At 72.7% G+C, this 24,359-nt stretch carries 24 protein-coding genes, 1 tRNA gene and 1 pseudogene; 17 read left to right on the forward strand and 9 right to left on the reverse strand.

Annotated elements, in window-relative coordinates:
• Window positions 1-4: 4 nt before the first annotated feature.
• The 3 genes from AB8A24_RS02840 to AB8A24_RS02850 all read right to left on the reverse strand — a co-directional run bounded on the left by AB8A24_RS02840 (window position 5) and on the right by AB8A24_RS02850 (window position 1,336).
• Complete coding sequence (locus AB8A24_RS02840; RefSeq protein WP_328959955.1) at window positions 5-454, reverse strand: hypothetical protein; 450 nt, start codon at window positions 452-454, stop codon at window positions 5-7.
• Window positions 447-944 carry a SigE family RNA polymerase sigma factor gene (locus AB8A24_RS02845; RefSeq protein ID WP_033216727.1) on the reverse strand — a complete coding sequence of 166 codons (498 nt, stop codon included), beginning with the start codon at window positions 942-944 and terminating at the stop codon, window positions 447-449. The genes AB8A24_RS02840 and AB8A24_RS02845 overlap by 8 nt, the downstream gene beginning before the upstream one ends.
• A gap of 318 nt (window positions 945-1,262) precedes the next feature.
• A tRNA-Met gene (locus AB8A24_RS02850) sits at window positions 1,263-1,336 on the reverse strand.
• 288 nt (window positions 1,337-1,624) lie between these two features.
• Here AB8A24_RS02850 and AB8A24_RS02855 point away from each other — a divergent pair.
• Window positions 1,625-1,828 (forward strand): cold-shock protein, encoded by a 204-nt coding sequence (locus AB8A24_RS02855; protein WP_030384970.1) that lies wholly within the window; start codon window positions 1,625-1,627, stop codon window positions 1,826-1,828.
• Between the two features lie 201 nt (window positions 1,829-2,029).
• On the forward strand, window positions 2,030-2,269 hold the full coding sequence (locus AB8A24_RS02860) for a hypothetical protein (RefSeq protein ID WP_328959954.1): 240 nt from the start codon (window positions 2,030-2,032) through the stop codon (window positions 2,267-2,269).
• Here AB8A24_RS02860 and AB8A24_RS02865 read toward each other — a convergent pair.
• Entirely contained in the window at window positions 2,235-3,566 is a 1,332-nt protein-coding gene (locus tag AB8A24_RS02865; protein WP_369474519.1) for an MFS transporter, read from the reverse strand. The two genes, AB8A24_RS02860 and AB8A24_RS02865, sit on opposite strands and share 35 nt — an antisense overlap.
• 50 nt (window positions 3,567-3,616) lie before the next feature.
• Here AB8A24_RS02865 and AB8A24_RS02870 point away from each other — a divergent pair, with 50 nt between their 5' ends.
• Window positions 3,617-4,009: a MerR family transcriptional regulator gene (locus tag AB8A24_RS02870; RefSeq protein WP_369474520.1), complete on the forward strand. Its 393-nt coding sequence runs from the start codon at window positions 3,617-3,619 to the stop codon at window positions 4,007-4,009.
• A gap of 52 nt (window positions 4,010-4,061) precedes the next feature.
• On the opposite strand, the gene AB8A24_RS02875 is transcribed toward AB8A24_RS02870, so the two are convergent.
• A complete protein-coding gene (locus tag AB8A24_RS02875; RefSeq protein WP_369474522.1) occupies window positions 4,062-4,733 on the reverse strand; it encodes a response regulator in 672 nt (223 codons plus the stop codon).
• 22 nt (window positions 4,734-4,755) lie between these two features.
• Here AB8A24_RS02875 and AB8A24_RS02880 point away from each other — a divergent pair, with 22 nt between their 5' ends.
• Entirely contained in the window at window positions 4,756-5,742 is a 987-nt protein-coding gene (locus AB8A24_RS02880) for a sensor histidine kinase (protein WP_369474524.1), read from the forward strand.
• A 39-nt stretch (window positions 5,743-5,781) separates the two neighbouring features.
• Window positions 5,782-6,498, forward strand: a complete 717-nt coding sequence (locus AB8A24_RS02885; RefSeq protein ID WP_369474525.1) for a ribonuclease H — start codon at window positions 5,782-5,784, stop codon at window positions 6,496-6,498.
• Between the two features lie 343 nt (window positions 6,499-6,841).
• On the opposite strand, the gene AB8A24_RS02890 is transcribed toward AB8A24_RS02885, so the two are convergent.
• Window positions 6,842-7,447, reverse strand: coding sequence for a TetR/AcrR family transcriptional regulator (locus tag AB8A24_RS02890; RefSeq protein ID WP_369474526.1), 606 nt, complete (start codon window positions 7,445-7,447; stop codon window positions 6,842-6,844).
• Between the two features lie 235 nt (window positions 7,448-7,682).
• On the opposite strand from AB8A24_RS02890, the gene AB8A24_RS02895 reads away from it, so the two are divergent.
• The 3 genes from AB8A24_RS02895 to AB8A24_RS02905 all read left to right on the forward strand — a co-directional run bounded on the left by AB8A24_RS02895 (window position 7,683) and on the right by AB8A24_RS02905 (window position 11,154).
• The gene (locus AB8A24_RS02895; RefSeq protein ID WP_369474528.1) at window positions 7,683-8,915 is read left to right on the forward strand and encodes an FAD-dependent oxidoreductase; all 1,233 of its coding nucleotides are present in this window, start codon (window positions 7,683-7,685) and stop codon (window positions 8,913-8,915) included.
• A 261-nt stretch (window positions 8,916-9,176) separates the two neighbouring features.
• Window positions 9,177-10,367 (forward strand): cytochrome P450, encoded by a 1,191-nt coding sequence (locus AB8A24_RS02900; RefSeq protein WP_369474530.1) that lies wholly within the window; start codon window positions 9,177-9,179, stop codon window positions 10,365-10,367.
• Between the two features lie 265 nt (window positions 10,368-10,632).
• Window positions 10,633-11,154 (forward strand): hypothetical protein, encoded by a 522-nt coding sequence (locus tag AB8A24_RS02905; protein ID WP_369474532.1) that lies wholly within the window; start codon window positions 10,633-10,635, stop codon window positions 11,152-11,154.
• Window positions 11,155-11,204: 50 nt separating this feature from the next.
• On the opposite strand, the gene AB8A24_RS02910 is transcribed toward AB8A24_RS02905, so the two are convergent.
• Window positions 11,205-11,861, reverse strand: coding sequence for a beta-glucanase (locus AB8A24_RS02910; protein ID WP_369474617.1), 657 nt, complete (start codon window positions 11,859-11,861; stop codon window positions 11,205-11,207).
• A gap of 284 nt (window positions 11,862-12,145) precedes the next feature.
• Here AB8A24_RS02910 and AB8A24_RS02915 point away from each other — a divergent pair, with 284 nt between their 5' ends.
• From AB8A24_RS02915 to AB8A24_RS02930, 4 genes are all read left to right on the forward strand, one after another.
• The gene (locus AB8A24_RS02915; RefSeq protein ID WP_369474534.1) at window positions 12,146-12,553 is read left to right on the forward strand and encodes a GNAT family N-acetyltransferase; all 408 of its coding nucleotides are present in this window, start codon (window positions 12,146-12,148) and stop codon (window positions 12,551-12,553) included.
• 73 nt (window positions 12,554-12,626) lie between these two features.
• On the forward strand, window positions 12,627-13,505 hold the full coding sequence (locus AB8A24_RS02920) for a hypothetical protein (protein WP_369474536.1): 879 nt from the start codon (window positions 12,627-12,629) through the stop codon (window positions 13,503-13,505).
• Complete coding sequence (locus AB8A24_RS02925; protein ID WP_369474538.1) at window positions 13,505-15,667, forward strand: bifunctional serine/threonine-protein kinase/ABC transporter substrate-binding protein; 2,163 nt, start codon at window positions 13,505-13,507, stop codon at window positions 15,665-15,667. The genes AB8A24_RS02920 and AB8A24_RS02925 overlap by 1 nt, the downstream gene beginning before the upstream one ends.
• A 6-nt stretch (window positions 15,668-15,673) precedes the next feature.
• Window positions 15,674-17,827, forward strand: coding sequence for a bifunctional serine/threonine-protein kinase/ABC transporter substrate-binding protein (locus tag AB8A24_RS02930; protein ID WP_328959942.1), 2,154 nt, complete (start codon window positions 15,674-15,676; stop codon window positions 17,825-17,827).
• Window positions 17,828-17,845: 18 nt separating this feature from the next.
• Here AB8A24_RS02930 and AB8A24_RS02935 read toward each other — a convergent pair whose 3' ends face one another.
• The gene (locus AB8A24_RS02935; RefSeq protein ID WP_328959941.1) at window positions 17,846-18,466 is read right to left on the reverse strand and encodes an L-threonylcarbamoyladenylate synthase; all 621 of its coding nucleotides are present in this window, start codon (window positions 18,464-18,466) and stop codon (window positions 17,846-17,848) included.
• 134 nt (window positions 18,467-18,600) lie between these two features.
• Between AB8A24_RS02935 and AB8A24_RS02940 the strand changes: the two genes are divergently transcribed.
• The 4 genes from AB8A24_RS02940 (at window position 18,601) to AB8A24_RS02955 (ending at window position 21,277) form a co-directional block, all read left to right on the forward strand.
• A complete protein-coding gene (locus AB8A24_RS02940; protein ID WP_328959940.1) occupies window positions 18,601-18,759 on the forward strand; it encodes a DUF2625 family protein in 159 nt (52 codons plus the stop codon).
• Window positions 18,760-18,768: 9 nt separating this feature from the next.
• Window positions 18,769-18,912 carry a hypothetical protein gene (locus AB8A24_RS02945; RefSeq protein WP_369474541.1) on the forward strand — a complete coding sequence of 48 codons (144 nt, stop codon included), beginning with the start codon at window positions 18,769-18,771 and terminating at the stop codon, window positions 18,910-18,912.
• 80 nt (window positions 18,913-18,992) lie between these two features.
• A complete protein-coding gene (locus AB8A24_RS02950; RefSeq protein WP_369474542.1) occupies window positions 18,993-20,582 on the forward strand; it encodes a sensor histidine kinase in 1,590 nt (529 codons plus the stop codon).
• Window positions 20,579-21,277, forward strand: a complete 699-nt coding sequence (locus AB8A24_RS02955; RefSeq protein ID WP_328959937.1) for a response regulator transcription factor — start codon at window positions 20,579-20,581, stop codon at window positions 21,275-21,277. The genes AB8A24_RS02950 and AB8A24_RS02955 overlap by 4 nt, the downstream gene beginning before the upstream one ends.
• Window positions 21,278-21,328: 51 nt before the next feature.
• Here AB8A24_RS02955 and AB8A24_RS02960 read toward each other — a convergent pair.
• Window positions 21,329-21,958 (reverse strand): annotated as a pseudogene (locus AB8A24_RS02960) (phosphatase PAP2 family protein); the annotation flags it as partial.
• 260 nt (window positions 21,959-22,218) lie between these two features.
• On the opposite strand from AB8A24_RS02960, the gene AB8A24_RS02965 reads away from it, so the two are divergent.
• Entirely contained in the window at window positions 22,219-24,330 is a 2,112-nt protein-coding gene (locus AB8A24_RS02965) for a SpoIIE family protein phosphatase (protein ID WP_328959936.1), read from the forward strand.
• Window positions 24,331-24,359: the final 29 nt, after the last annotated feature.

Raw genomic sequence — 24,359 nt, forward strand, 5'->3', positions numbered from 1 at the left:
GGGGCTACCGGAGCGACTGTGGGGGAGTCGGGGACATGGACGTGCTCGGGTCCACGGTTCCGGTGGGATCGGTCGGCGGCGCCGTCGTGTTGCGCGGCGGCACCGTGCTGCTGGGCGGCGGCGGTGTGGTGTTGCGCGGCGGCAGCGCGGAGTTGAGCGTCGGCGTCGTGGAGTGGGACGGCGGGGGCGGTGCGGAGGTCGGGGACGGGGCCACGGGAGAAGGAGTGGTCGCCGGAAGGGTCGGCCCCGGGTCCTGCGGAAGGAACGCGGACAGCGCCGCACCGGATCCGGCGAGGACCAGCAGGCAGGCGGCGGCGATACCGACGATGCGGTGCCGGCGGTGCCGTTCGCCGCGCCGTTCGATGACGGCGACGGGCGGGGTCGTGCTCGCGGCCTGCCCTGCGGAGGCCGCCTCCCGGAACAGGGACCGCAGCGGGTCGTGGGAGTCAGGCATCGGGAGCCTCCTCAATGCGGGGGTCCTGCAGATGGCGGGAGAGCGTGACCCGACCCCGGGACAGATGGGTCTTGACCGTGCTCGTGGACAGCGAGGTCTCGGCGGCGATCTGCTCGACCGTCAGATCGCACACGTAGTGCAGCGCCATGGTCCGGCGCTGCTTCAGGGGCAGTTGCCGCAGTGCCTCGACGAGTGCCACCGCCTCCGGCCCGGGCCCCTCCACGTGGCCGGCCGGAGCGGTCCGCTGCCAGGCGTCGGCGGTGCGCCGACGCCCGCGCCAGCGGCTGACGGCGAGCCGCCACGCGACCGTACGGATCCACGCCTCGGGCCGGCCGTCGCGGTCCAGCTGACGCCGGCGGCCCCATCCTCTGACGAAGGCCTCCTGCACCACGTCCTGCGCCTCGTGGTGGTCACCGAGCATCACGTAGAGCTGTCCTGTGAGCCGTCCTGCCGCTTGCGCGTAGAACTCCTCGAACTCCTCGATGGTCAAAAAATCGCTCCTGAATCCATGTGTCCCTCTCACCGGGCATACGCCCCCCGCAGCCCATCCGGTCGACACCGGACGACAGATCGTCGTGTGAGTGCCGTCACACGGCGGGTGGGGTACTCATCGTCGCGGCGGCCACGGCGAGGCGGGGTGGCGGCGTCGCCGGTCCACCGGGTGACGCGGACCCGGGCCCACGGCGTCCCCTGATCCGGAGGGTCGCACCGCACCGCACCGGGCCTGGCCGGGCCGGGCCGCGCGAGGAAACGGGCCCGGCACAGCAGAAGGGCCCGGATCCATGAGGATCCGGGCCCTTCTGTGCAGTAGCGGGGACAGGATTTGAACCTGCGACCTCTGGGTTATGAGCCCAGCGAGCTACCGAGCTGCTCCACCCCGCGTCGGTAGACCTCACAGTACGGCATCCCGGGGGCGGTACTCGACGCATTTGCGTGCGGTCGCGCCCGGAGTGTGGGTGAAAGGGCTGAATCTCGTCCCGAAGGCGAGATCATTCCCCCTGGTGACAGTGCGTGCAGGCGTGTACCTTCACGGGTAGCTGTCGTGGTTCCAAGTGCCTTGCCCGTACCTCTCGGTGTGGGCAGTTTTGCTGTGTTGTGCCGTAGGACCAGGGCGATCACCTCCGTCTTCCACGCCGTGTGGAAGACGTACGTCAACGGGAAGGCATGAACATGGCTACGGGAACTGTGAAGTGGTTCAACTCGGAAAAGGGCTTCGGCTTCATCGCCCAGGACGGCGGCGGCCCGGACGTCTTCGCCCACTACTCGGCGATCAACGCCTCTGGCTACCGTGAGCTCCAGGAGGGTCAGGCCGTGACCTTCGACATCACGCAGGGCCAGAAGGGCCCGCAGGCGGAGAACATCACCCCCGCCTGATCCCGGACGACGGCCCGGTCTGACCGCCGGGCTCCGGAGAACCGTTTCCCCGCCCCGCCCCTTCGCTGAACGGGCCGCGGGGAAAGTACAGGGCCGTGCGGCGTCGCCGCACGGCCCTGATCCGTCTCCCCGGCTCCGCGCGGTGCCATGATGCCCGCGTGGATCACAGCGCGAGTACGGATGCGCAGGAACGGGTCGCGGGTGCTCCTCGGCAGGTACGCCAAGGGCCTCGGCTACTTCGTCGGCCTGCCCCGGACGGCAGGCGAACGCACGGCCTTCGGTCACCACGGCAGCGGCGGCAGCATCGCCTTCGCCGACCGCGCCCGGGGTCTCGCCTTCGGCCTCACCCGGACCCGCCTGGTGGGCGGGGCGGCCGACACGGCCGCCCGCACCCTGGCGGACGAGATCAGGTCGGCCGTGACAGGGGCGAAGGGGTCCTGACGCGCCGCAGCCCCCGGACCCGGATCGCGGCCCCGATCACGGCGAGCGCGACGGTCGCGAGCCCCGACGCGGCCAGCACCTGCCGGGGCCCGAGGAGCGCGATCAACGGGCCGCCGAGCGCGGTGCCCACCGGCCCGGCGGTCAGCAGGGCGGCGCTGCGGGCGGCGAGGACCGTGGTCAGTGAGGCGGCCGGGGTGCGTTCCTGGAAGAGGGTGTAGGACAGCGCCGTGAACGGACCGTAGATCAGGCCGCCGAGGGTGAAGCAGGCCAGGGTGACGGCCGCGGGCGCGCCGAGACCGAAGGGTACGAGCGCCAGCCCCCACCCCGCGACGATCCCCAGGGTGACCGGCCAGAGCGGGAACCGCCGCAGTGCGCCCGCGGCCAGGCCGCCCAGCACCGCCCCCGCTCCGAACAGGGTCCAGTACAGCCCGAGCAGGCCCGCCCCGGCGTGCAGGTCGTCGGTGACGTGCAACGGGAGCGCCACCTCCGCCGGCCCGTAGAGGAAGTTGAAGAACCAGGTCAGGGCCAACACACCGAGGAGCTCGGGCTGCTTGCGCAGCAGGCGCAGGCCGGCCGCCGACCGGTCGGCGTCGACCGGCGCTGCCGTCGCTGCCTTTTTGTTCTCCCCGTCCTCCCCGTTCTCCTCGCCCTTCTCGCCCGTCCGGTTCTGCCCGGCCGGCGCGCCGCGCAGCCGCCCGACCTGGGCGGCGAGCACGGCGAATGACAGCGCGTCGAGGCCGATGAGCCAGGCCGGACTGATCACCGCCGCCAGGAACCCGGCCAGGGCGGGGCCGACCACGATGGAGGCCGAGACACTGGAACTGACCAGGGCGTTGGCCGCCAGCCGCTGGTCGGGCGGAAGGATCTGCGCGAGCAGGGAGTACCTGCCCGCGTTCCCCCAGGCGTGCAGGACGGACGAGCCCGCGAGCAGGGCCACGTACAGCACCGGGTGCAGCACCCCCGCGGCCCAGGCCAGCGGAACACAGCCGAGGAGTACCGCCCGGATCCGGCTGTCGGCCGCCAGCAGCCGCCCGGCGGGAAGCCGGCGCAGCCACCGTCCGAAGAGCAGGGCTCCGGCGGCCCCCGGAAGCGCGTACGCGGCGAGCGCGGCACCCAGGAGCATCCCGGACTGCCCCGGGGGAGCGATCTCGATGGCCAGCCACGCCACGGCGACCACGCTCATCCCGTCACCGAGATCGGAGGCCGACAGCGCGGGCAGCAGCCGTCGGAAGTCGGCATGGGCGAACAGCGGCCGATAGGCCTGGGGGAGGAAGCGAGTTGTCTGTACGCGAGTCACCAGGTCAGACTCATGGTTCAAGCGCACTTGAAGTCAAGGGGGAGTGACGGGTGCGACACGTCGGGATCGGTGAGCTCGCTCGGCAGGTGGGGATGAATCCCTCGGGCCTGCGCTACTACGAGAGCGTCGGCCTGCTGCCGCCCGCCGAACGGGCCGCGGGCCGGCGTGTCTACCCGGCCGGTACCGTGCGGCGGATCGCACTGATCAAAATGGCCCAGCGGGCCGGCTTCACCCTGGCCGAGATCCGCGGCCTGCTCGACGGCGACGCCGAGCGCGGCGCCACCCGCCAGTGGCGCGCCCTCGCCGAGAGCAAGCTCCCCGAACTGGACCGGTTCATCGAGCAGACGCAGATCCTGCGGAACGCCGTGGCCGACTGTCTGGCCTGCGGATGCATGAACTTCGAGAAGTGCGCGCTGCTCTCCGCCGACGGACCCGGCGTCTGATCCGCGCGCCCGCCCCGGCTCATCGGCAGGCCCGATTCACCGGCAGGCCGGTTTACGGGCCGGTTCGACGGGCCTCTTCGGCCACTCCCGCCTCGTGCGCGGCGATCGCCGCCTCCACCCGGTTCCGCACGCCGAGCTTCCCCAGGATCGCGCTGACGTGGGCCTTCACGGTTCCCTCGACCAGCCGTAGACGAGCGGCGATCTCGGCGTTGGACAACCCGATGTCGAGCAGCGCCAGCACCTCGTTCTCCCGCTCCGTCAGCCCCGCCACGGCGTGCCGGGCCGGAACGGCGCCGGTCGTCCGCCCGCCACGCAGTCCGGCGACGACCCGGGCGGCGACCTTCGGAGAGAGGTACGCGCCGCCCGCGGCCACCGCGTGCACGCCCGCCAGCAGTTCGCGGGGGTCGTCCGCCTTGAGCAGGAATCCGCTGGCACCCTCACGCAGGGCACGGTCGATGAATTCGTCCTCGCCGAAGGTGGTCAGCATGATCACCGCCGTGCCGGGCAGTTCGTGGTGGATCCGTGCGGCCGTCGTGATCCCGTCGAGCCGTGGCATCTGGATGTCGAGCAGGGCAACGGCGGGCCGCAGCCTGCACACGGCGTCGAGGGCCTCGTGCCCGTCGGCCGCCTCGGCCACGACCTCGATCGCCGGATCCCTCGCCAGGACGGCGCGTATCCCGGCCCGCACCATCGCCTCGTCGTCCGCCAGCAGCACCTGAACCACCGGCGCAGTCTAACGGCGGTCCGTGGCCCGGCCGTTCGTCGGGGGACCCCCGACGAGCCAGGACCGGGCGGACCTGGCCGTGCTGCGCGCGGCCGTCTCCGACGCGGTCGGTCACCTGCGGGACACCATCGGCGTCCTGCGCGACGGCTCCGAAGGGCAGGAGTCCTTGGCCTCGTCCGTGGAACCGGTGGAGGAACTCGTCGCCCGGACACGGGACTCCGGGGTCGCGGTGCACCTGCGGCGGGAAGGAGCGGCCCGGGCCCTTCCCCCGCTGGTCGACCGCAGCGCGTACCGCGTGGTCAAGGAGTCACTGACCAACGCCATCAAGCACGCGCCCGGCAGCACGGTCCGCGTGAGCATCGCCCGGCAGTCGGACCGGACCGAGGTACGGGTGACCAACTCCGCCGCGCCCACCGCGCCGGCGACGAGCCCGTCGGCCGTCCCGGCGCCCGGCGCGGGGCGAGCCGCCGGGCACCGCGGCCTGACCGGCCTGCGCGAACGGGTACGGCTCCTGGGAGGAACGCTGCACGCCGCCCCGCGCGAAGGCGGCTTCGAGGTGCTCGCCACGCTGCCGGACCAGGTGCACCCGAAGCACCCGAGAAGCAGCGGGGAGCCGCAGGAGGAGACCGCCCCGGAATCGGCGCTCCGGCTCACCGTCGCCCGGCGCAGCACCCACCGCCGGTTCGTGGCCGCCTTCGCCGCACCGGTCGGGGTCGGTCTCCTGACCCTCGTCTCCTGTGCCTACCTGGCCCAGCAGCTGACGACCTGCGTGCTGCGCCCCGTGGACTTCGCCGCCCTCCGGCCCGGCCAGGAGCGGGTCGAGGTGGCCCGGCTCCTTCCGGAGCGGCAGTTCCGGTACCTACCGGACGCCGTCCGGGCGCTGCCCGTACCCGCGGGCACCGACTGCGCCTACTACCGCTCGAACGGCAACCTCCTGGACCAGGTCGACCTCTACCGACTCTGCTACGAGGGGTCGCGCCTGGTGGGCAAGGACGTGCTGCCGGGGTGACCGAGCGGGAAGCCCCGCAGGATGAGGCATGATCGGGGGATGTCTGATCGCATCATCGCCGCCTGTGACGGAGCGGCCAAAGGTAATCCCGGGCCTGCCGGGTGGGGTTGGGTCATCGCGGACTCCCAGGGACGCCCCGAGCGTTGGGAGGCCGGCCCGCTGGGGCGGGCCACCAACAACATCGGGGAGCTGACCGCCCTCCAGCGGCTGCTGGAGGCGGTGGACCCGGGCACACCCGTCGAGGTGCGGATGGACTCCCAGTACGCCATGAAGGCCGTGACGCAGTGGCTGCCGGGCTGGAAGCGCAACGGGTGGAAGACCGCCTCCGGTCAGCCGGTCGCCAACCGTGAACTCGTCGAGGCGATCGACCGCCTGCTGGCCGACCGCGACGTGACCTTCCAGTACGTTCCCGCGCACCGCGAGGACGGCGACCACCTGAACGCGATCGCGGACCAGGCGGCCAGTGACGCTGCGGTCAGGCAGGAGGCCGCCGGTACGGCCCTCGGCAGCCCGGAGATGCCGGTACCGGCTCCGGCCGCGGCCTCGCCCGCGCGCCGCAGGTCGACCGCGCCGGCGAAGCGTACGTCCGCCGGTACCGCTTCGGGCGGCGGTGGCGGATCCCGCGCGATCAAGGCGAAGTTCCCCGGCAGCTGCGCCTGCGGAAAGCCCTACGCGGCCGGTGACATGATCACCAAGAACGGCAGCCGGTGGGGCCACCAGGCCTGCGGCTCGATCTCCGAGCCATCTTCAGCATGATGGGCCACAGCGCGGCCCGCTGACCTGTCCGGCGAGGACGAGGTCGTGCATCCGGGCGATGCCCACTACCGCGATGGTCTCGCTGTGGCTACGAGGGGCCGGTTGGGTCGGCGCCTTCCCGCGCGACCCGCTGCGTGAGGGCTGTCAGGCCCCGCCGGGATGCCTGCTGCGCCTTGCCCGGGCCCTTTCGCTGCGCGACTGGCCGGGGGAGACGGTGCCTGGGCGGGCTCTACGCCCAGCACGATCGGCCGCTCCTGCCGTTCGGGGAGGAGTGGCGCCCAGGTTTCCGGCTGCTTCTGCTGCTGGATCGGCGAGAACGTTGCAGCCTTTCGAGAGGTCGCGGTCACCCGTCCCGACCGGGGCGGTCTTCCTCTTCCGCCAGGGGAGTGGCGGCCCAGCCGTGTTCCAGCAGGGTGAACAGGTCTCGCATGGTCCGGGCCGGGTCTTCGCTTGCGCGGGCGATACTGGCGGATTCCAGCGTGAAGCGTGCCAGGCCGGCGACGGCGGGGGCTTCCGGGGTGAGCCCGGTGGCCTCGGCGAGGGCGGCGGCCAGCGTTTGCTCGTGGCGCAACCACATGCGCCGGGCGTAGTCCCGCAGCGCGGGGGTGGATTCGACGAGGACGAAAGTGGGATCGTCGGTCCGCACGGCGGTTCGGGTGCGCACCATGTGGTCGCGCAGGGCGTGCAGCACGGGCCGGCCGGGGGCTCGGTCGCGAACGGCGGCGACGAGGGCGCTCTCGATGTCCGTGTCCAGGTCGAAGACGAGGGCTTCCTTGCTGGGGAAGTGCTTGAAGAGAGTGCTCAGTGAGACGTCGGCCGCCTCCGCCACCTCGCGTACACCGACGTTGTCGAAGCCGCGCTCGGTGAACAGCCGCACTGCGGCATCCGTCAAAGCCTGCCTCGTCTGGGCCTTCTTGCGTTCGCGACGTCCTGTCGTTGTCCCGGTCATTCCGTCACCTTACCCCCTTGAGAGGATTCGATCACAAAGGTCATCCGATCAAAAATCGGAGTGGTTGTACTTTTGTAGCTACTGTGCTTCTGTGGCTGGGGGCGGCTGACGCGCACCCGGCCGCCGTCACCCGGGACGCGTCCCCACATCCGAACGACTGATCCGCCATGCCCGGAACAGGGCGTCGCCACACGACACCAACACCTCCCCAACCTCTGAACGGAGCGTGACCTTCATGTCCACCACCGCACGTATTGCGATCGCCGGCGCCGGCCTCGGCGGCCTCATCTGCGCGCGCGTCCTGCAACAGCACGGCGTGCCGGTCACGGTCTTCGAGCGCGAACCCGCCCCCCACTCCCGCTCACAAGGCGGCACTCTCGACATCCACGAAGACACCGGCCAGGCAGCCCTGCGCGCCTCCGGCCTGTTCGACCAGTTCCTGTCCCTGTCCCGGCCCGAGAGCCAGGAGTGGCGCCTGTACGACCGCCACGCGACCCTGATACGCCACGACCAGGCAGGCGAGGGCGACCTGAGCAGGCCCGAGATCGACCGCGGTCAGCTGCGCGCGCTCCTGCTGGACTCCCTCGCCCCCGGCACGGTCCGCTGGGGCCACTCCGTAGAGGCCGTCACCCCATTACCCCGGGGCACCGCCCGCCTCCACCACCACCACCACGACCGCACGGGCGAAGACTTCGACCTGGTCATCGGCGCCGACGGAGCCTGGTCCCATGTACGCCCCGCGCTTTCCGACGCCCAACCCACCTACGCCGGTGTCACGTTGGTGGAAACTCACTTCGACGACGTCGACCGCCGTCACCCCGGAATCGCTCACCTGGTGGGTCGCGGCACCATGTCGGCCAAGGCGGGCCGCCGCAGCCTGGTGCTGCAGCGAAACAGCAACGGACACGTGCGCGGCTACATCAACTTCCGCGGCCCCCAGGACTGGCACGCCGGCCTCGACCTCACAGACACCCGAGCAGTAGGCGCGCGCCTCCTCGCCCAGTACCAGGGCTGGCACGAGAGCCTGCTGGACATCCTCCGCCACAACGAGGGCGGTTTCATCAACCGGCCCGTGTTCGTCCTGCCCGTTCACCACTCCTGGCAGCGCGTCCCCGGCATCACTCTGCTCGGCGACGCCGCCCACTTGATGCCACCCGTCGGCGTCGGCGCCAACCTCGCCCTGCTCGACGGCGCCGAACTCGCCCAAGCCGTCATCGACCACCCCACCATCGACCAGGCTCTCGACGCCTACGAAAGCGTCATGCTGCCCCGCGCCGGCGACAACGCCAAGACCGCCCAGCAGATGCTCACCACCCTCATGCCCGACACCGACTCCGACGACGCGGCCTTCCCCGACAGCCTCTGGCCGGCCAACACCCTCCCCGACTCGCACCCCGCTCACACCGACCGAGCTCGGCCGACGGGACCGCCACCAGGAGAGCTCGCGGCGTCGGATGGGTCCGCATGAGTGCTTCAGCCCGCGAATTCCGCCAGGTGAAGCGCTCGGCCCTCACCCTGAGAACGAACAGAGCGGATCTCTCCGTCACCGGAGACCGCTGGACCTCCAGCGCGCCGCTCGGGCCATTCGGATGTCGGCCCTCGCCGTCCGAGAAACGCGTCAAGCGGTAACTGACAGTCCTGTCGGGCTCTCGAGGCCGCCCCTCCTGGGCTCATGTTCCGGCTTCGGCGGGGCCGTTGCCCGGCCGAAGCTACGAACTAGGGTGAGCTCATGGATCTACAGGGCGACCTCATGAAGCACCCGCACGAGGCCTACCAGCACCTGCGCGACACTGCGCCGGTACAGCGCATCGCAGGACCCACCGGCGAACCGGCATGGCTTGTCACCCGGTACGACGACGTACGCTCGGCCCTTGCGGATCCACGGCTCTCCCTCGACAAGACCAACGCCGCAGAAGGCTCGTACCGTGGCCTGTCCCTGCCGCCGGCCCTGGACGCCAACCTCTTGAACATGGATCCTCCCGACCACACCCGCATACGCAAGCTCGTCAGCCGCGCCTTCACACCCCGGCGCGTGGACGCGCTGCGCGCCCCGATCCGGCGGACCGCGGACGGGCTGTTGGACGTGCTCGGCACAGAGGGCCGAACCGACCTCATCGCCGCATACGCCGCCCCACTGCCGATCACCGTCATCTGTGACCTCCTCGGGATCCCGGACGACCATCGCAAGGACTTCCGCGCCTGGACCGACGAGCTGATCGCACCGGACCCCAGCCGCCCACAGGCCGCCAAGCAGGCGATCGGCGCCATGCTCGCCTTCTTCACCGAGCTCATCGCGCACAAGCGTCGGCACCCTGCCGACGACCTGCTCTCCGACCTGATCGAGGTTCGCGACAGCGACGGCGACCGGCTCAGCGAGGACGAACTGACCTCGCTCGCCTTCCTCATCCTCGGCGCCGGATACGAGAACACCGTCCAGCTCATCGGAAATGCCGTACACGCACTCCTGGGTCATCCCGAGCTTCTGGCACGCCTGCGTAGGGACCCGTCGAAGCTCCCCGAGGCAGTGGAGGAACTGGCGCGCTACGAGGGGCCGGCGCTTCTGGCGATCCGCCGCTTCCCCACCGAGGACGTGACGATCGGAGGGGTATCCGTCCCTGCCGGGGAAACCGTCCTGCTGTCGCTGTCCGCGGCCAACCGTGATCCCGCCCGCTTCTCCCACCCCGAGCGGCTCGACGTGGACCGCGACGCCTCCGGGCACCTGGCGCTGGGCCACGGCATCCACTACTGCCTGGGCGCACCGCTGGCCCGGGCCGAGGTCGAGATCGCGCTGGCCGCACTCCTTGAGCGGTTCAGCAGTCTGACTCCGGCCGAGCCCGAACCCCGGTGGCGACCGTCCCTGCGTGCCCGTGGCCTGCTCGAGCTGCCGGTGGAGTACAAGATCGCGGGGCCGCGCGCGTAAGAACGGCACGCCGGCGCCACTCCTGAAGTGAGTGAGGGCCGTCCATCCCGTGGAGCGACACGATGCCGATGGGCCTCCGCGCCTCGCGTGACACCTTCAGTGACGGCGCCCGGAGCCGGCCGCTGCGGCCGGCGGGTCGCAGCTTCCCGTAGACGCGGCACACAGGGCCCGGCCCGAAGGCCGGCCCCTACCACCCGTGCCCCCTGCGGTGGGTGGTGGCGCTGACGACGTGCACAACAACTCCCTGAGCAGTGACGGAGCTCCCGTGTCCCTCATCACCGAATACAGCACCACCGCCCGACCGGACCGCGGGATCGTGGAGGTCTACGACTCTGACGCCTACCTCGGCGACGACGAGGCGTTGCAGCGGTCAAGGACCCAGGTGGTCGCCGGAAACGGCTACCACCTCTACCTGCACAGCCTTCAGCCCGACATCGAAGTGCAGGTCACCATCAGGGTCTGGGAAACCCCTCAGAAACCCCTGGAGGGGGCTGAGGGCACGGTCCCTGTCACCCTGGAATCGGAGACAGGCCAACTCGTCGTCAACCAGTTCACCTTCGGGCCGGCGGGCATGATGGACCTGCCGCGCCCCGGTGTCTACGAGGGGCACGCGGCATGGAGCGGACGAGACGCCACGGCCGCCTACTACGACACGTGCCTCCGGCGGGCTGTCGATGAGCAATGGGGCGCGGAACAGATCGGAGCGGCATGGAAACAGTGCTCCACGACTGAGCACTACACGCTCGACCTCTGGTTCGTCAGAGAAGTGGACCTCCTCTTCGGCTGACGTCCGTCGGCGTCAGCGGCTCACCGTGACCAGCAGTTATGGGACAGTCCTCAAAGACGGTGGACGCGTAGGTACTCCACCTCGTAGGACATCTGCGAGACGCCCGGGGCGGGCGCCGGGTGGTAGCGGCCGGCGCACACGGACAGGTTGACGATGAGGTACGCACGCCAGTTGCGCCCGACGCCCCGGCGGTCGGCGAAGACCCGGGTGCCGTTGACCCACCACACCACCGAGCGCGTCCCGAACTCGACCTTGAGGTCCACCCAGGCGCCGGGGGCGATGGAGGAGTCCCGGTGGTAGCGCGAGCCGCCCTTGACGTGGTTGGAGAGTTCGAGCAGGTCGGGGTTGTCGGGGTGGTACTCGAAGATGTCGATCTCGTTGCCGCCGTCCCGCCAGGTCCAGATCGCCGGCCAGGCCCCGATCTCGGCGGGCAGCCGGACCCGGGACTCCAGCACGTCACCGGCCCGCACCATGAACGCCTCTTCGCTGCCCTCGGTGGTCAGCAGGCCGGCGTTCCACTTGCCGTCCGGGCGGCGGGTGGCGCGGAAGGTGCCGGTCCGGCTGTAGGAGGGGTCGGCCACCAGGTAGTCGAGCTTGTTGTCACCGGTGTTGGTGGGGCCGCCGTTCGGATAGGCCCAGGACCGGCCGGCCACCCATTGGGAGGTCGACTGGAAGTTCGCGGTGAAGATCGGGGCCCGGGCGCTCAGCGGCGTGGCCCCGTCGTCGGGGGTACCGGTGGAGCGTCCTGTGAGTCGTCGGAGCCAGTTGAGAACCTGAGTGAGCACGAGCGGCCCCTTCCCATGTGTGGAAGCCTCCTCGAGCATGCCCGGTTGCGGTGCGTTACATACCGGTGGACCGGTTTGTCTTTGGCCTGCATCGTCATGTAATAATCATTGTGCGATTATGCCTATTACATGTGAGGGTGGGCTCCGCGAGGACCGCCCGAGTCCGGGTGGCCGACTCGGAGAACCGAACGAGGAGTTGCACCGATATGTGGAAGTGTGAGCGTGTCATCGGCGCCGACCTGGACGTCGACGAGGTCCTCGGCGTCTACCGTGCGTCCACCCTCGCCGAGCGCCGTCCCGTGCACGACGTCGAGCGCTTCACCCGGATGCTGGCCGGAGCCAACCTCGTCGTCGTCGCCCGTGCCGAGGACGGCCGGCTCATCGGCATCGCCCGCTCGATCACCGACGGCGCGTACTCGACCTACCTGGGCGATCTCGCCGTCGACGTCGCCTACCAGGGGCAGGGTGTGGGCCGCGAACTCATCCGCGTGACACGGGAAGAGGCGCCCGAGGCGAAGCTGATCCTGCTCGCCGCGCCGGCCGCGGTCGACTACTACCCGCACATCGGCTTCACCCGCCACGAGTCCGCCTGGACCCTCGACCGCCTGCAGTGAGCCGACGAGTGGCGTCAACCCACCTTTGCCGTAAGCCAGTTAAGCGCCTCCACGGCGGGGTACCATCCGTGCCGTGGAGGGACTGGTAGGACAGAGCAGAGGGAAGGCCGGCCTGCGCGCCTGGGGCTGCGCGATGGCGGGCTTGTTCCTCATCGCGGGGTGCGCGGACGACGGTACGCCGAAGGGCGCCGCGTCGAGCGGCACCCCGGGCACGTCGGCCACACCGTCGAGCACGGGCGGCTCAGGCACGAGCGGTACGGGCGGGAGCACCCCGGCCGCCCGGCCCGGTGCTTCCACCGCCATCCCGATGCCCCCGCTCGACGAGTCCAAGCAGCCGAAGACGGCCGCCGAAGCCCGCGACCTCCTCGGCCGCATCATCATCGCCGAGCAAAACCTCGGGCCCCAGGTCGTGCGCAGCACCCCGTTCGAGAGCGATCCCGGCCGCTGGCCCGTGCTCGACGAGGCCTGCGTCTGGCAGACCGAGGGCCTGCCGGACGACGTACTCGCCACCAGCACCCGCCACTTCCACATCCCGGCCAAGGACGGCCGCGGCCGCGTGCGGATCAACGCCACGGTCACCATCCACCACAACCGTGAGGAATCCGGTTGGGAGACCGCCCGCGCCATGGAAGAGGTGCTGCGGTGCCCGGACCAGAAGCTGCGGGAGGGCGAGGAGCTGAAGCGCCTGTGGGGCGGCGTCCTCTACCTCGGCGAGCAGATGAACGGCTGGACCGAGGACGCCTTCTCCGAGTCCGGCGACTACGTCGACGCGCAGGACGGTGGGCCCTACCCCTACATCTGGTCCCAAGCCCAGTTCGGACCCGTCACCATGGCCATCTCCGCCAAGGCCGGGCAAGGCGTCGCGCATGACGACCTGACCGCCTTCGTGGCCCAGGGCACCAGCGTGATGATGATCCAGGCCAAGCAGGAGCTCGGAAAGGCGGCGGGCTGATGGAGCCGCTCCAGCCCTCGGACCCGTCCCGGATCGGCGGCCACCGGCTCCTCGGGCGCCTCGGCGCCGGCGGCATGGGCGTCGTCTACCTCGGCCGGACCGACGACGGCGCGCTCGCCGCGGTCAAGGTGATCCGCGCGGAGTACGCCGAAGAGGCCGACTTCCGGGCCCGGTTCCGCCGCGAGGCCGAGATCGCCGCCGAGGTGGACAGCCCGTGGGCCGTCCGCGTCACCGGCGCCGACCCGGACGCCTCCGAACCGTGGCTCGCCACCTCCTTCGTCGCCGGACCCTCCCTCGCCGAGGCAGTGGCCGCCCACGGCCCGCTCCCGCTGCGCGCCGTACGCATCCTCGGCAAGGCCCTGGCCAAGGCTCTCGGAGTGATGCACGAGCAGGGCCTCGTACACCGCGATGTGAAGCCCGGCAACGTCCTCCTCGGCATGGACCGGCCCCGGCTCATCGACTTCGGGATCGCCCGCGGCGGCGAGCACACCGCCCTGACCTCCGCCGACGCGGTACTCGGCACCCCCGGCTTCCTCTCGCCCGAGCAGGCCGAGGGCCGCCCCGCCGAACCGGCCGGCGACGTCTTCTCGCTCGGCTGCCTCCTCGCGTACGCCGCCACCGGACGGCTGCCCTTCGGAACCGGCACCGTGGACGCGGTGCTCTACCGCACGGTCCACGACGAGCCCGACTTCGGCCCCGAGGTCCTCGCGGACCCCGAACTCACCGCACTGCTGCGCACCTGCGTCGCCAAACACCCCGACATCCGCCCCGGCGCGAGCGAGTTGGACGCGGCACTGACCGAGGACACGCCGGGGGAGGGCACCGACTGGCTGCCCGACCCGGTCGTCGCCACCATCGCCGAACGCGCCGCCGCGCTGCTCGCCCTGCCGGGCATCGACGAGACCGTCGCCGACCCGGACGCCGCCCCCGCGCCCGGCACGGCCGCGCCGGCGCCCTCCCGCAGAAGGTTCCTCGCCCTCGCCTCCGGCGGCGCCGTGCTCGCGGCCGGCGGCGGCCTCGCCGCCTGGCTGGCGCTGCGCGATCAGGACGAGCCCAGGAGCTCCGCCGGGGACGCCCCGCGACAGTGGGTGATCGGTGTGCACGCCGATCTCTCCGGCCCGCAGAAGGCCGCCGGACAGGCCCAGGAGCGTGGGGTGCGCCTCGCCGTCGACGCCTTCAACTCCCGCAAGGACAAGCCCTTCACGCTCACCGTCGTCACCGCCGACGACGCCGGGAAGGCGGACCGATCGGCGGCCGCCGCCACCGGACTCATCGCCGACCGGGACCTGTTCGCCGTGGTCGGCCCCACCGGCAACGACTCCGTCATCCCGTGCCTCGAACTCTACGGCGAGGCCTCCGTACCCCTCGTGACCGTGTCCGCCCTGGCGACCACCTTCAGCATCACCGACCGGCGCAGTTTCTTCCAGAGCTGCCCGATCTCCTCGGCCCAGGCCGCCGTGGTCAACCTGCAGCTCGCCGGGAAGCAGGGCGTCCGGCGGTTGGGCATCCTCAACGATCGCGGCGGGGACACGGACACCTGGCAGGCCGCCCAGCTCGTGAGCCGCACCATCGGCTACTTCGCCCCCGAGGCCACCTACTACGGTCGCGTCGTCCCCCGCGGAACCACCGACCTGGCCCCCGTCATCACCGACCTGCTCGCGCACGGCGTCGACGGTTTCTTCTACACCGGTACCCCGGCCGGCGGGGCCGAGGTCGCCGGGCTGCTGGCCGCCGCCGGTTTCAAGGGCCCCCGGGCTGCCGACTACACCATCGCCGGCCCCGAGTTCCTCGGCGCGGCCGGTCCGGCCGCCGAGGGCTGGCAGTTCTTCACGCCGTACACCGGGCCGGAGGCCCCCGAGGTCGCGGAGGTGACCCGCGCCCACCGGGCGGCGTACGGGTCGGCCCCCGACATCTGGACCGCGGAGGCCTTCGACGCCACCCGCCTGATCATCGACCGGCTGGCCGCCACCGCGGCGGGCGGTCGGCGCCCGACCCGTGCCGCGCTGCTGACCGCGCTCGGCCAGGGCACCTTCCAAGGCCTGACCAAGGCGTACACCTTCGACGATGGAGGGCATGTCAAGGGCAACACCTACTTCACGCACACGGTGGAAGGGGGCCGGATGCGCTACGTCGGCCCGGCCCTCCAACCCGCGGCGGGATAACCCCGGATGCGCCCCCTCACCCCCGCCGATCCGGCCGCGATCGGCGGCAACCGGCTGCTGGGGCGGCTCGGTTCGGGCGGCATGGGCACCGTGTACCTCGCCCGGTCCGCCGCCGGCACCCTGGTCGCCGTCAAGGTCATCCGCGCCGACCACGCCGCGAACCCGGACTTCCGAGCCCGGTTCCGGCGCGAGGTGGAGGCCGCCGGGCAGCTGACCGGGCGCTGGGTGGTCCCGGTCGTCGCCGCCGACCCGCAGGCGCGCGAGCCCTGGCTGGCCACCCCCTACGTCCCCGGCCCCTCCCTGTCCGAGGCCGTGGGAGGGTACGGTCCGCTGCCCGTCCGGGCGGTGCGGACCCTGGGCGCGCGGCTCGCCGAGGCCCTGGCCCAGGTGCACGCCGCCGGGCTGGTCCACCGTGACGTCAAGCCGGGCAACATCCTGCTCGCCCCGGACGGGCCCCGGCTGATCGACTTCGGGATCGCGCGAGCCGAAGGCGCGGTCACGCTGACCGCCGTGGACGCCGTCCTCGGCACCCCGGGCTACCTGGCACCGGAGCAGGCCCGCACGGACGGCGTCACAGCCGGCGCCCCCAGCGACATCTTCTCCCTCGGCTGCGTCCTGGCGTACGCGGCCACCGGGCACGGCCCCTTCGGCGGCGGGCACGCGGCCGCCGTGGTCTACCGCACGGTGCACGACGAGCCCGAACTCTCCCAACTTCCGGTGGAGTTGCTCGACACCGTGCTGGCCTGCCTGGCGAAGGACCCGGCGGCCCGGCCGACCCCGGACGCGCTGCGCCTCGTACTCGGCGACGGCTTGCCGAGCCCGGACGGCGAGGACTGGCTGCCGCCCCCGCTGCCCCGCCTCATCGCCGAGCGTTCCACCCGGGCCCTGGACCTGCCCGCCCCGGAACCTACCCGGATCGACGCGCCGGAGGCGGCCGTACGGGGGCTCACCCGCAGAAGACTGCTCGGGGCCGGCGCCGGCCTGGCCGTCATCGGCGCGCCCGTCGCCTGGTTCACCACCCGCGGCCGGGCCCGCGGCACGACCGCGCCGCCCGCCCGCGAACTCGCCACCCACACCCTCGCCCTCCAGGCCGACATGACCGGGCCCGGCAAGCAGACCGGCCAGGCCCACGAGCGCGGCATGAAACTGGCGGTGGAGCGGCACAACAGCCGGCCGGACGCCGCGTTCCGGTTGGCCTTGCGCGTCGCCGACGACGGCGGGGACGCCACGCGCGCCGCGCAGGTCGTCAAGGAGTTGGCCGCCGACCCCGCGGTGGTCGCGCTCGTCGGCCCCACCTGGGACGCGGCGGTGCCCGAGCTGGCCGTGCGCTGCGACGCGGCCGAACTCGTCCTGCTGCTGGTGTCCGTCGACAGTCCCGAGAACGCCGCCACCCGGGAGAACTGGCGCACGATGGTCGCCACCCGCCCGGCCGGCGACCAGCTCGCCCTCCCGGTGATCGACTACTTCACCCGGATCCGCCCCATCCGCCGCACGGGCCTGGTGGAGGACGCCGAGGGCGGCGAGCCCGCCTTCCTGCTCGTCCGCTCCCTGCAGCAGAACCCGCCGAAGGAGGGCACGCTCAGCGTCCACCGGATCCCGGAAGGCGGGTCCGACTTCGCCGGCGTCGTACGCGGGCTGATCGAGGCCGGGGCCGAGGGTGTCGTCTACGCCGGCACCTCACCGCAGCGCGCGGCCCGGATGGCCCGCGCTCTGACCGAGGGCGGGTTCCAGGGTCGGCGGATGGGCATCCAGCACGCGATGGAACCGGCGTTCCTCACGGACGCCGGTCCGGACGCCGAGGGCTGGCTGTTCAGCTCCCTGTTCACCGACCCGACGGCCGTCCCCGCGGCCGCCGAGTTCGTCGCCGCCCACCGCGCCGCGTACGGGGAAGCGCCCGCCCGCTGGGCCACCGAGGCCTACGACGCCGTGGGCCTGCTGGCCGCGGCCCTGACCGGGCTGGGGGAGGAGGGCCGGGACCGGGCGGGCGTGACCCGCCGGATCTTCCGGACGGCCCACGAGGGCCTGGCCAAGCCGCTGTCCTTCGACTCCAACACGCACGTCCTGAACAGAGCCCGCACCGGCCACCTCTACCGGGTCGAGTCCGGTGCGTACCGGTACCTGGGCATCTACCCGGACGTGAAACCGGAGTCCACGCCGTGAACGGGGGCCAAGGGGTGCCTACTCGAACCGGGTGGTGTCGCCCGCGCCCCGGCGTACGATCTCGGCCTCACCGCCGGAGAAGTCGATCACGGTGGTCGGCTCCGTACCGCAGTCACCCGAGTCCAGCACGGCGTCCACCTCGTGGTCGAGCCGCTCCTTGATCTCCCAGCCCTGCGTCATCGGCTCGGGCTCGTCGGGCAGCAGCAGGGTGCTGGAGAGCAGCGGCTCGCCCAGCTCGGCGAGCAGCGCCTGCGTGACGACGTGGTCGGGGATGCGGACTCCGACCGTCTTCTTCTTCGGGTGCAGCAGTTGGCGCGGCACCTCCGAGGTCGCGGGGAGGATGAAGGTGTAACTGCCGGGGGTCGCCGCCTTGATGGCACGGAACACGTCATTGTCGATCTGGACGAACCGGCCCAGCTGCGCGAAGTTCTGACACACCAGGGTGAAGTGGTGACGGTCGTCCAGGTGACGGATCGACCGGATCCGGCTGATGCCGTCGCGATTGCCCAGCTGGCAGCCCAGCGCGTAGCAGGAGTCGGTCGGGTACGCGACGAGCTTCCCACCGCGGATCATGTCGACCACGCTGTCGATCGTGCGCCGCTGGGGATTCTCGGGGTGAACATCGAAGTATTTCGCCATCCGCCGAGCGTACGCGGTCGGGACCCCGGCGCCGGTACGGCCGACCCGTACGCCGAGGCGCGGCCTGCCCCGTCGGCGGATCCACCTGCGGACCTGCCCGCCGGGACGTGGCGGACGGGTGCGACGGTGCGCGGATGCGCACGCCGAACGAACTGATCGACGTCGACCGTCCCGCCTGGCCCGAACTGAGCGCGGACATCGACGCGGCGGCCCTTCCGGTCGAGGTGCCGCCGGTCGATCCCGCCCTCGCCGGGGCGTCGCTCCCGCAGTCGCAGGTCACGGCGCGCTCGTAGCGGGGCGCGGTGGTGCTGCACTGTGGCGGCCTGATTCTGGGCGACGTGCTCGGCGGGGTCTTCGCCCTGAACGGCGCGCGACCCGCCGACAGCGGCCGCCCCAGGGGACCGGGTGAGATCATCCACTTCGCCCCCGACGCGGGCGCACTCTGACGGGTCCGGGCTCTCGCGGGGGCCGAAAGTGGACTTTCGGCAGTGCCGCCGGGCCGTGGGAGTTCCGTAGGGTCGGGTGCGTGAGATCAGTGATCATCAAGCCTTCGGTGCCGCAACCGGTCGTGTCCGCAGGGCTGTTCAGCGCAGTGGTCGCCGCCGTCGGCGCGAGCGTGACCGACCTGTGGTGGGGGATCCCGGCGGCGCTCTGCGCGTACGTCGCCGGCCGCGGGCCGGGGCCGGGCCGGAACGCGGCGGTGGCCTTGGCCGTGCTGCTCGTGGCGGCCGTGTCGACCCTGCTCCTGGTGCCCGAGTGGCTCGGGTGGGCGACCCGGTTCGTCCTGACGCTGCTCTGCACGGCGATGCTGCCGTGGTTCGCCGGCCGGTTCCTGCGCCAGTACCGCGAACTGGTGCGCGCCGGGTGGGAGCGGGCCGCGCGGCTGGAGCGGGAACAGCGGCTGCTCGCCGAGCAGGCCCGCCTGCGCGAACGGACCAGGATCGCACAGGACATGCACGATCTTCTCGGCCACGAACTCAGCCTGATCGCCCTGTCGGCGGGAGCGTTGCAGCTGGCGACCGGCCTCCCCGAGGCCCACCGCACCGCCGCGCGGGACATCCGGTCCAGGGCGGGCGCCGCCGTGGAGCGACTCGGCGAGGTGATCGGCGTCCTACGCGAACCGTCGGACCCGCAACCCGGTCCGGGGAGCGGATCGGCGACCGGGTTCGGCGGGATCGAGGGCCTGGTGGACCGGGCAGTGGGAGCGGGACTCGACGTCCGGCTGCGGGTGGAGGGCGCACCACCGGCGGCCGGTGCGCCGCGGCGGGCCGTCGACCGGGCGGCGTACCGGGTCGTCCAGGAGGCGCTGACGAACGTCGCCAAGCACGCGCCCGACTCCCGAGCCATCGTCCGCGTCCGGCACACGGCGGACTCGGCGGACTCGGCGGACGGGGCGGACAGGGCGGACGCGGCGGGCGCGGCGGACAGGGCGGGTCGGACCGTGGTCGCCGTGACCAACGGCCCGGTCCGCCCGGCAGCCTCCGCAGGCGTCCCCGGCGTCCCCGGCGTCCCCGGCGTCCCCGGCGTCCCCGGCGTCCCCGGCGTCCCCGGCGTCCCCGGCGAGACCGACCGACTCGGTCTCATCGGCCTGGACGAACGGGTCCGGCTGGCCGGCGGCACCTTCACCGCGGGCCCCGACGGCGACGGCTTCGCCGTCCGTGCCGAACTCCCGCACCGGCCCGGCGCGGCCCCACCGAGCCCCACCGGCCCGGCCCGCCCCACCGACGTACTGCCTCCGGAGCACCGCAGCGCGCGCCGCCGACTGCGCCGCACCGCCACCGCAGCCGTGCTGGTGCCGCTGTGCACCGCGGCCGTGCTCATCCTCGGGGTGCGGGGTTGGGACACCGTGACGGCCCGGCGGTCGGTCCTCGCCCCGCAGGACCACGCCCGGATCGGTGTCGGGCAGACCCGCGCCGAGGTGGCGCCGTACCTGCCGCCACGGCAGACGACCCGCCGGCCGGCCGTCCCCGCCCCCGGACCGGCCGGTGCCGCCTGCGAGTACTACGTACAGACCGCCGACCCCTTCGACGACCGCTCGGGGGACATCTACCGGCTCTGCTTCCGGGCCGGCCGGCTCGTCTCCACCGACACCTTCACCGGGAAGGACGTCCGATGATCCGGATCCTGATCGCCGACGACGAGCCGATGATCCGCGCGGGCGTCCGCGCCGTCCTGGCCGCCGATCCCGGCATCACCGTCGTCGCCGAGGCCGCCGACGGCCACGAGGCGGTACGGCTCGCGCAGCGCCACCGCCCGGACGTGGCCGTCCTGGACATCCGGATGCCGGGGACGGACGGCATCACGGCCGCCGCCGAGATACGAAGGACCGTACCGGCGACGGGAGTCGTGATGCTGACGACCTTCGGCGAGGACGACTACATCCTGCGCGCGCTCGGCGAGGGCGCCACCGGCTTCCTCGTCAAGTCCGGCGATCCGGAGGAACTGCAAGCCGGTGTGCGGGCGGTCGCCGACGGCGCCGCCTACCTGTCACCGAAGGTCGCCGCCCGCGTCGTCGCCCATCTCGCGGCCGACGGCGCGGGCGCCCGGGCGGGCCGCCGCTTTGCCGCCCGGGCCCGCGTCGACGCCCTGACCCCGCGCGAACGCGACGTCCTGGGCCTCCTCGGCGGCGGACTGTCCAACGGGCAGATCGCGCGCCGCCTGCACCTGGCCGAAGGGACGGTGAAGGCCCACGTCAGCTCGATCCTCGCCCGCCTCGGCGTCGACAACCGGGCCGCCGCGGCGGTGGTGGCCCACGAGGCCGGAGCGGTCCCGGCGCCGTCCGGGGACCGGGCGCCGGAAGAGGAGCGCTGACCCCGCGCGTGCGACCACGGGCAGCAGGAGGATCCGTACGGTCACCACGGCGCTCGCCCCGAGCGCCGCGCCCGCCAGGACGTCGTGCGGATAGTGCACGCCCACCAGGACCCGCAGCAGGGCGGCGGCCGCGGCCACCGGCAGCGCCAGGGCCGCGAGCCGGGGGCGTAGGAGGGTCACCCCGACCGCCAGCGCGGCGGCCAGGGCGGCGTGATTGCTCGGGAACGACCAGTCACCCGGCGCGGGACACGGCGCGACCGCCAGAGCCCCGGCCACGGCCCGGCACGGCCGTTCCTCGTCGACCAGGAGCTTCAGTGCCTCGCTGAGCGCGTAGGCGGTCACGGTCCCGGCGACCGCGACGGCCGTCCCGGCCAGACCCGGCACGTCACGGCGCCGCAGGGCGGACAGGCCCGTCCGGAGCAGCAGCAGGCCCAGGAGCAGCACGGTGCCTTCGCTCGCCGCCTCCAGCGCCGTCCCGGCCCAGGCCGGCCAGTCGTCCGCCACACTCCGGGCGAGCGACCGGTAGGCCGACGCCGAGACGCCCCGTGTGACGTGCGCCGGTTCGTTCGTGCCCAGCACGCCGCCGGGCGCCGCCCAGATGACGGCCGCGGCGCCCGCCCCTGCTGTCGCGGCGGCGAGCGGCAGCCGTCGGGCCCATCCATATCGGGTGTTCGATTCCATGGGGGCGACCGTAGGAACGCCGGGGCCCGTCCGCCCCGGCCGAACGGCTGCTCCGGACCCCGCCGAAGGTCAGGGTTGCGGGGCCCGTCGTTCCGTGCGTGCGAGCACGTGGCGGGCGCGTCGCCGTCCCGGCGCGGACGCTCCGGACGCTGCCGGGCGGGTTCGGGGGCACGATGAGAGGAAGCCGTACGCCTCGAACCGCCCCACGGCGGGTGGCGGCGGGCGGCGCCGGGCCGACGATGCCGGAAGGAGCGTCGCCGATGGGAGCGATCGACGGGTCGGGGACCGGTGGGCTCAGGCCCGGCATGTCCGGGGTCACCCCGCCGAGCGGATTGCTCGACGTCCTGAACGTCGCGGCGGTCGTCCTCGACTCCGAAGGGCGGGTCGCCCTGTGGAGCCCGCAGGCCGAGCAGCTGTTCGGCTGGACGGCCGCGGAGGCGCTGGGCCAACCCGCTGCCCGGCTGCTGGCCGCCAAGGAGCACGTAGGCCTGGTCACGGAGCTGTTCGCCCGCGTCATGGGCGGCGCGGGCGACTGGGCGGGCGCCTTCCCGGTACGCCGCAGGGACGGCACCACGCGCCTGGTCGAATTCCGCAACATGCGGCTGCTCGACGAGCACGGGGACATGTTCGCCCTGGGCATCGCGACCGACCGCACCCGGCTGCGCCAGCTGGAGCGCGACCTCGCCCTGTCCGCGCGCCTGGTGGCCCAGTCCCCGATCGGCCTCGCCGTCCTGGACACCGAGCTGCGGTACGTGCTCGTCAACCCGACCCTGGAGCGGATCAACGGGCTGCCCGCCGAGCAGCACATCGGCCGGGGCGTCCGCGAGGCGCTGGCCTTCCTCGACGACGCGGAGGCCGCCGAATCGGCGATGCGCCAGGTCCTGGCCACCGGAACGCCGCTGCTCGAACAGTTCACAGCCGGCCGCACCCACGGCGGAGACCGCACCGAACACGCCTGGTCGGTGTCGTACTACCGACTGGAGGACGCCACCGGCCGGGTCCTGGGCCTCGCCACCTCCGTGGTGGACGTCACCCAGAGTCACCGGGCGGCCATCGAGATCGCCCGCAGTCGCCGCCGGCTCGCGCTCATCGCGGACGCCACCGTCCGCATCGGCACCACCCTCGACCTCGACCAGACCGCCCGCGAGCTCGCCGACGTCGTCGTCCCCGAGCTCGCCGACATCGCCGCCGTCGACATCCTCGACTCCGTCCTCGAAGGCCGGCCGACCTTGCGGTCCTCCGCCCACGAGCCCGCGGTGTTCCGCGCCCTGGCCCTCGCGGCCGCCTACCCCAGCGACGCCGTACGCGCCGCAGACCCGCCCGGCGACATCGCCCGCTACGCCGCGGACCGGCTGGTCACCCAGTCCGTGACGACCGGCCACCCCGTCCTCGTCGCCCACGTGCAGGCCCAGGACATCTCGCGCATCGCCCGCGACAGCACCGCCGCCGACCTCCTGAGCCGCGCCGGCCTGCGCTCCTACCTGGCCGTGCCGCTGATCGCCCGCGGCGAGGTGCTGGGCGCCCTCGACCTCAAACGCACCCGCAACCCGCTGCCGTTCAACGACGACGACATCGTGCTCGCGGGCGAACTCGCCGCCCGCGCCGCCGTGTGCATCGACAACGCCCGCTGGTACCGCAACGCGCACCACACCGCCCTCGCCCTCCAGCACCACCTCCTGCCCCACCACCCGCCGCCCACACCGGGCCTGGAGGTGGCCTACCGCTACCGGCCGGCCGCGGCCAGCAGCGAGATCGGGGGCGACTGGTTCGACGCCATCGCCGGACCGGACGACACCACCGTCCTCGTGGTCGGGGACGTCATGGGCAGCGGCATCAACGCCGCCGCCAGCATGGGACAGCTGCGTACGGCCACCCGCACCCTCGCCGAACTCGCGCTCGACCCGCCCCAGGTGCTCCACCAGCTGGACCACACCACCGCCGCACTGGAGGAGACCATCGCCACGTGCGTCTACGTCGTCTACGACCCGCACGCCGCCGAGTGCCGGGTCGCCCTCGCCGGACACCTGCCCCCGGTCCTCATCCGCGCCGGCCGGCAGCCCAGGCTCCTGGACCTGCCCACCGGCGCCCCGCTCGGCGTGGGTGGCATCCCCTTCGAGTCCACGGCCATCGCCATGGACCCCGGAGACCAGCTCGTCCTCTACACCGACGGACTGGTCGAGACCCGGGACCAGCCCATCGACGAACGCCTCGACCTCCTGCTGACCCTGCTCGCCGACACCGGACGCCCGCTGGAGGAGACCTGCGACCGTCTCCTGGACTCCCTGCGCCGCACGGACGACCACGACGACGTCGCCCTGGTCATCGCCCGCGCCCGGACCCTCCCGACCGGCTCGGCCCAGGCACCGCGGTAGGCCGGGCACGGCGCCCTCCCGCCGGCGAC

It is taken from the genome of Streptomyces sp. BF23-19 (genome assembly GCF_041106355.1).
In the GTDB taxonomy this organism is placed as follows: Bacteria; Actinomycetota; Actinomycetes; order Streptomycetales; family Streptomycetaceae; genus Streptomyces; species Streptomyces virginiae_A.

What these genes read in the sequence shown, in the direction of transcription:
- AB8A24_RS02840 (WP_328959955.1), bottom strand. Translation starts at nt 454, where the DNA reads ATGCCTGACTCCCACGACCCGCTGCGGTCCCTGTTCCGGGAGGCGGCC.
- AB8A24_RS02855 (WP_030384970.1), top strand. Translation starts at nt 1,625, where the DNA reads ATGGCTACGGGAACTGTGAAGTGGTTCAACTCGGAAAAGGGCTTCGGC.
- AB8A24_RS02885 (WP_369474525.1), top strand. Translation starts at nt 5,782, where the DNA reads ATGTCTGATCGCATCATCGCCGCCTGTGACGGAGCGGCCAAAGGTAAT.
- AB8A24_RS02890 (WP_369474526.1), bottom strand. Translation starts at nt 7,447, where the DNA reads ATGACCGGGACAACGACAGGACGTCGCGAACGCAAGAAGGCCCAGACG.
- AB8A24_RS02895 (WP_369474528.1), top strand. Translation starts at nt 7,683, where the DNA reads ATGTCCACCACCGCACGTATTGCGATCGCCGGCGCCGGCCTCGGCGGC.
- AB8A24_RS02900 (WP_369474530.1), top strand. Translation starts at nt 9,177, where the DNA reads ATGGATCTACAGGGCGACCTCATGAAGCACCCGCACGAGGCCTACCAG.
- AB8A24_RS02915 (WP_369474534.1), top strand. Translation starts at nt 12,146, where the DNA reads ATGTGGAAGTGTGAGCGTGTCATCGGCGCCGACCTGGACGTCGACGAG.
- AB8A24_RS02925 (WP_369474538.1), top strand. Translation starts at nt 13,505, where the DNA reads ATGGAGCCGCTCCAGCCCTCGGACCCGTCCCGGATCGGCGGCCACCGG.
- AB8A24_RS02930 (WP_328959942.1), top strand. Translation starts at nt 15,674, where the DNA reads ATGCGCCCCCTCACCCCCGCCGATCCGGCCGCGATCGGCGGCAACCGG.
- AB8A24_RS02935 (WP_328959941.1), bottom strand. Translation starts at nt 18,466, where the DNA reads ATGGCGAAATACTTCGATGTTCACCCCGAGAATCCCCAGCGGCGCACG.
- AB8A24_RS02940 (WP_328959940.1), top strand. Translation starts at nt 18,601, where the DNA reads ATGCGCACGCCGAACGAACTGATCGACGTCGACCGTCCCGCCTGGCCC.
- AB8A24_RS02955 (WP_328959937.1), top strand. Translation starts at nt 20,579, where the DNA reads ATGATCCGGATCCTGATCGCCGACGACGAGCCGATGATCCGCGCGGGC.
- AB8A24_RS02965 (WP_328959936.1), top strand. Translation starts at nt 22,219, where the DNA reads ATGGGAGCGATCGACGGGTCGGGGACCGGTGGGCTCAGGCCCGGCATG.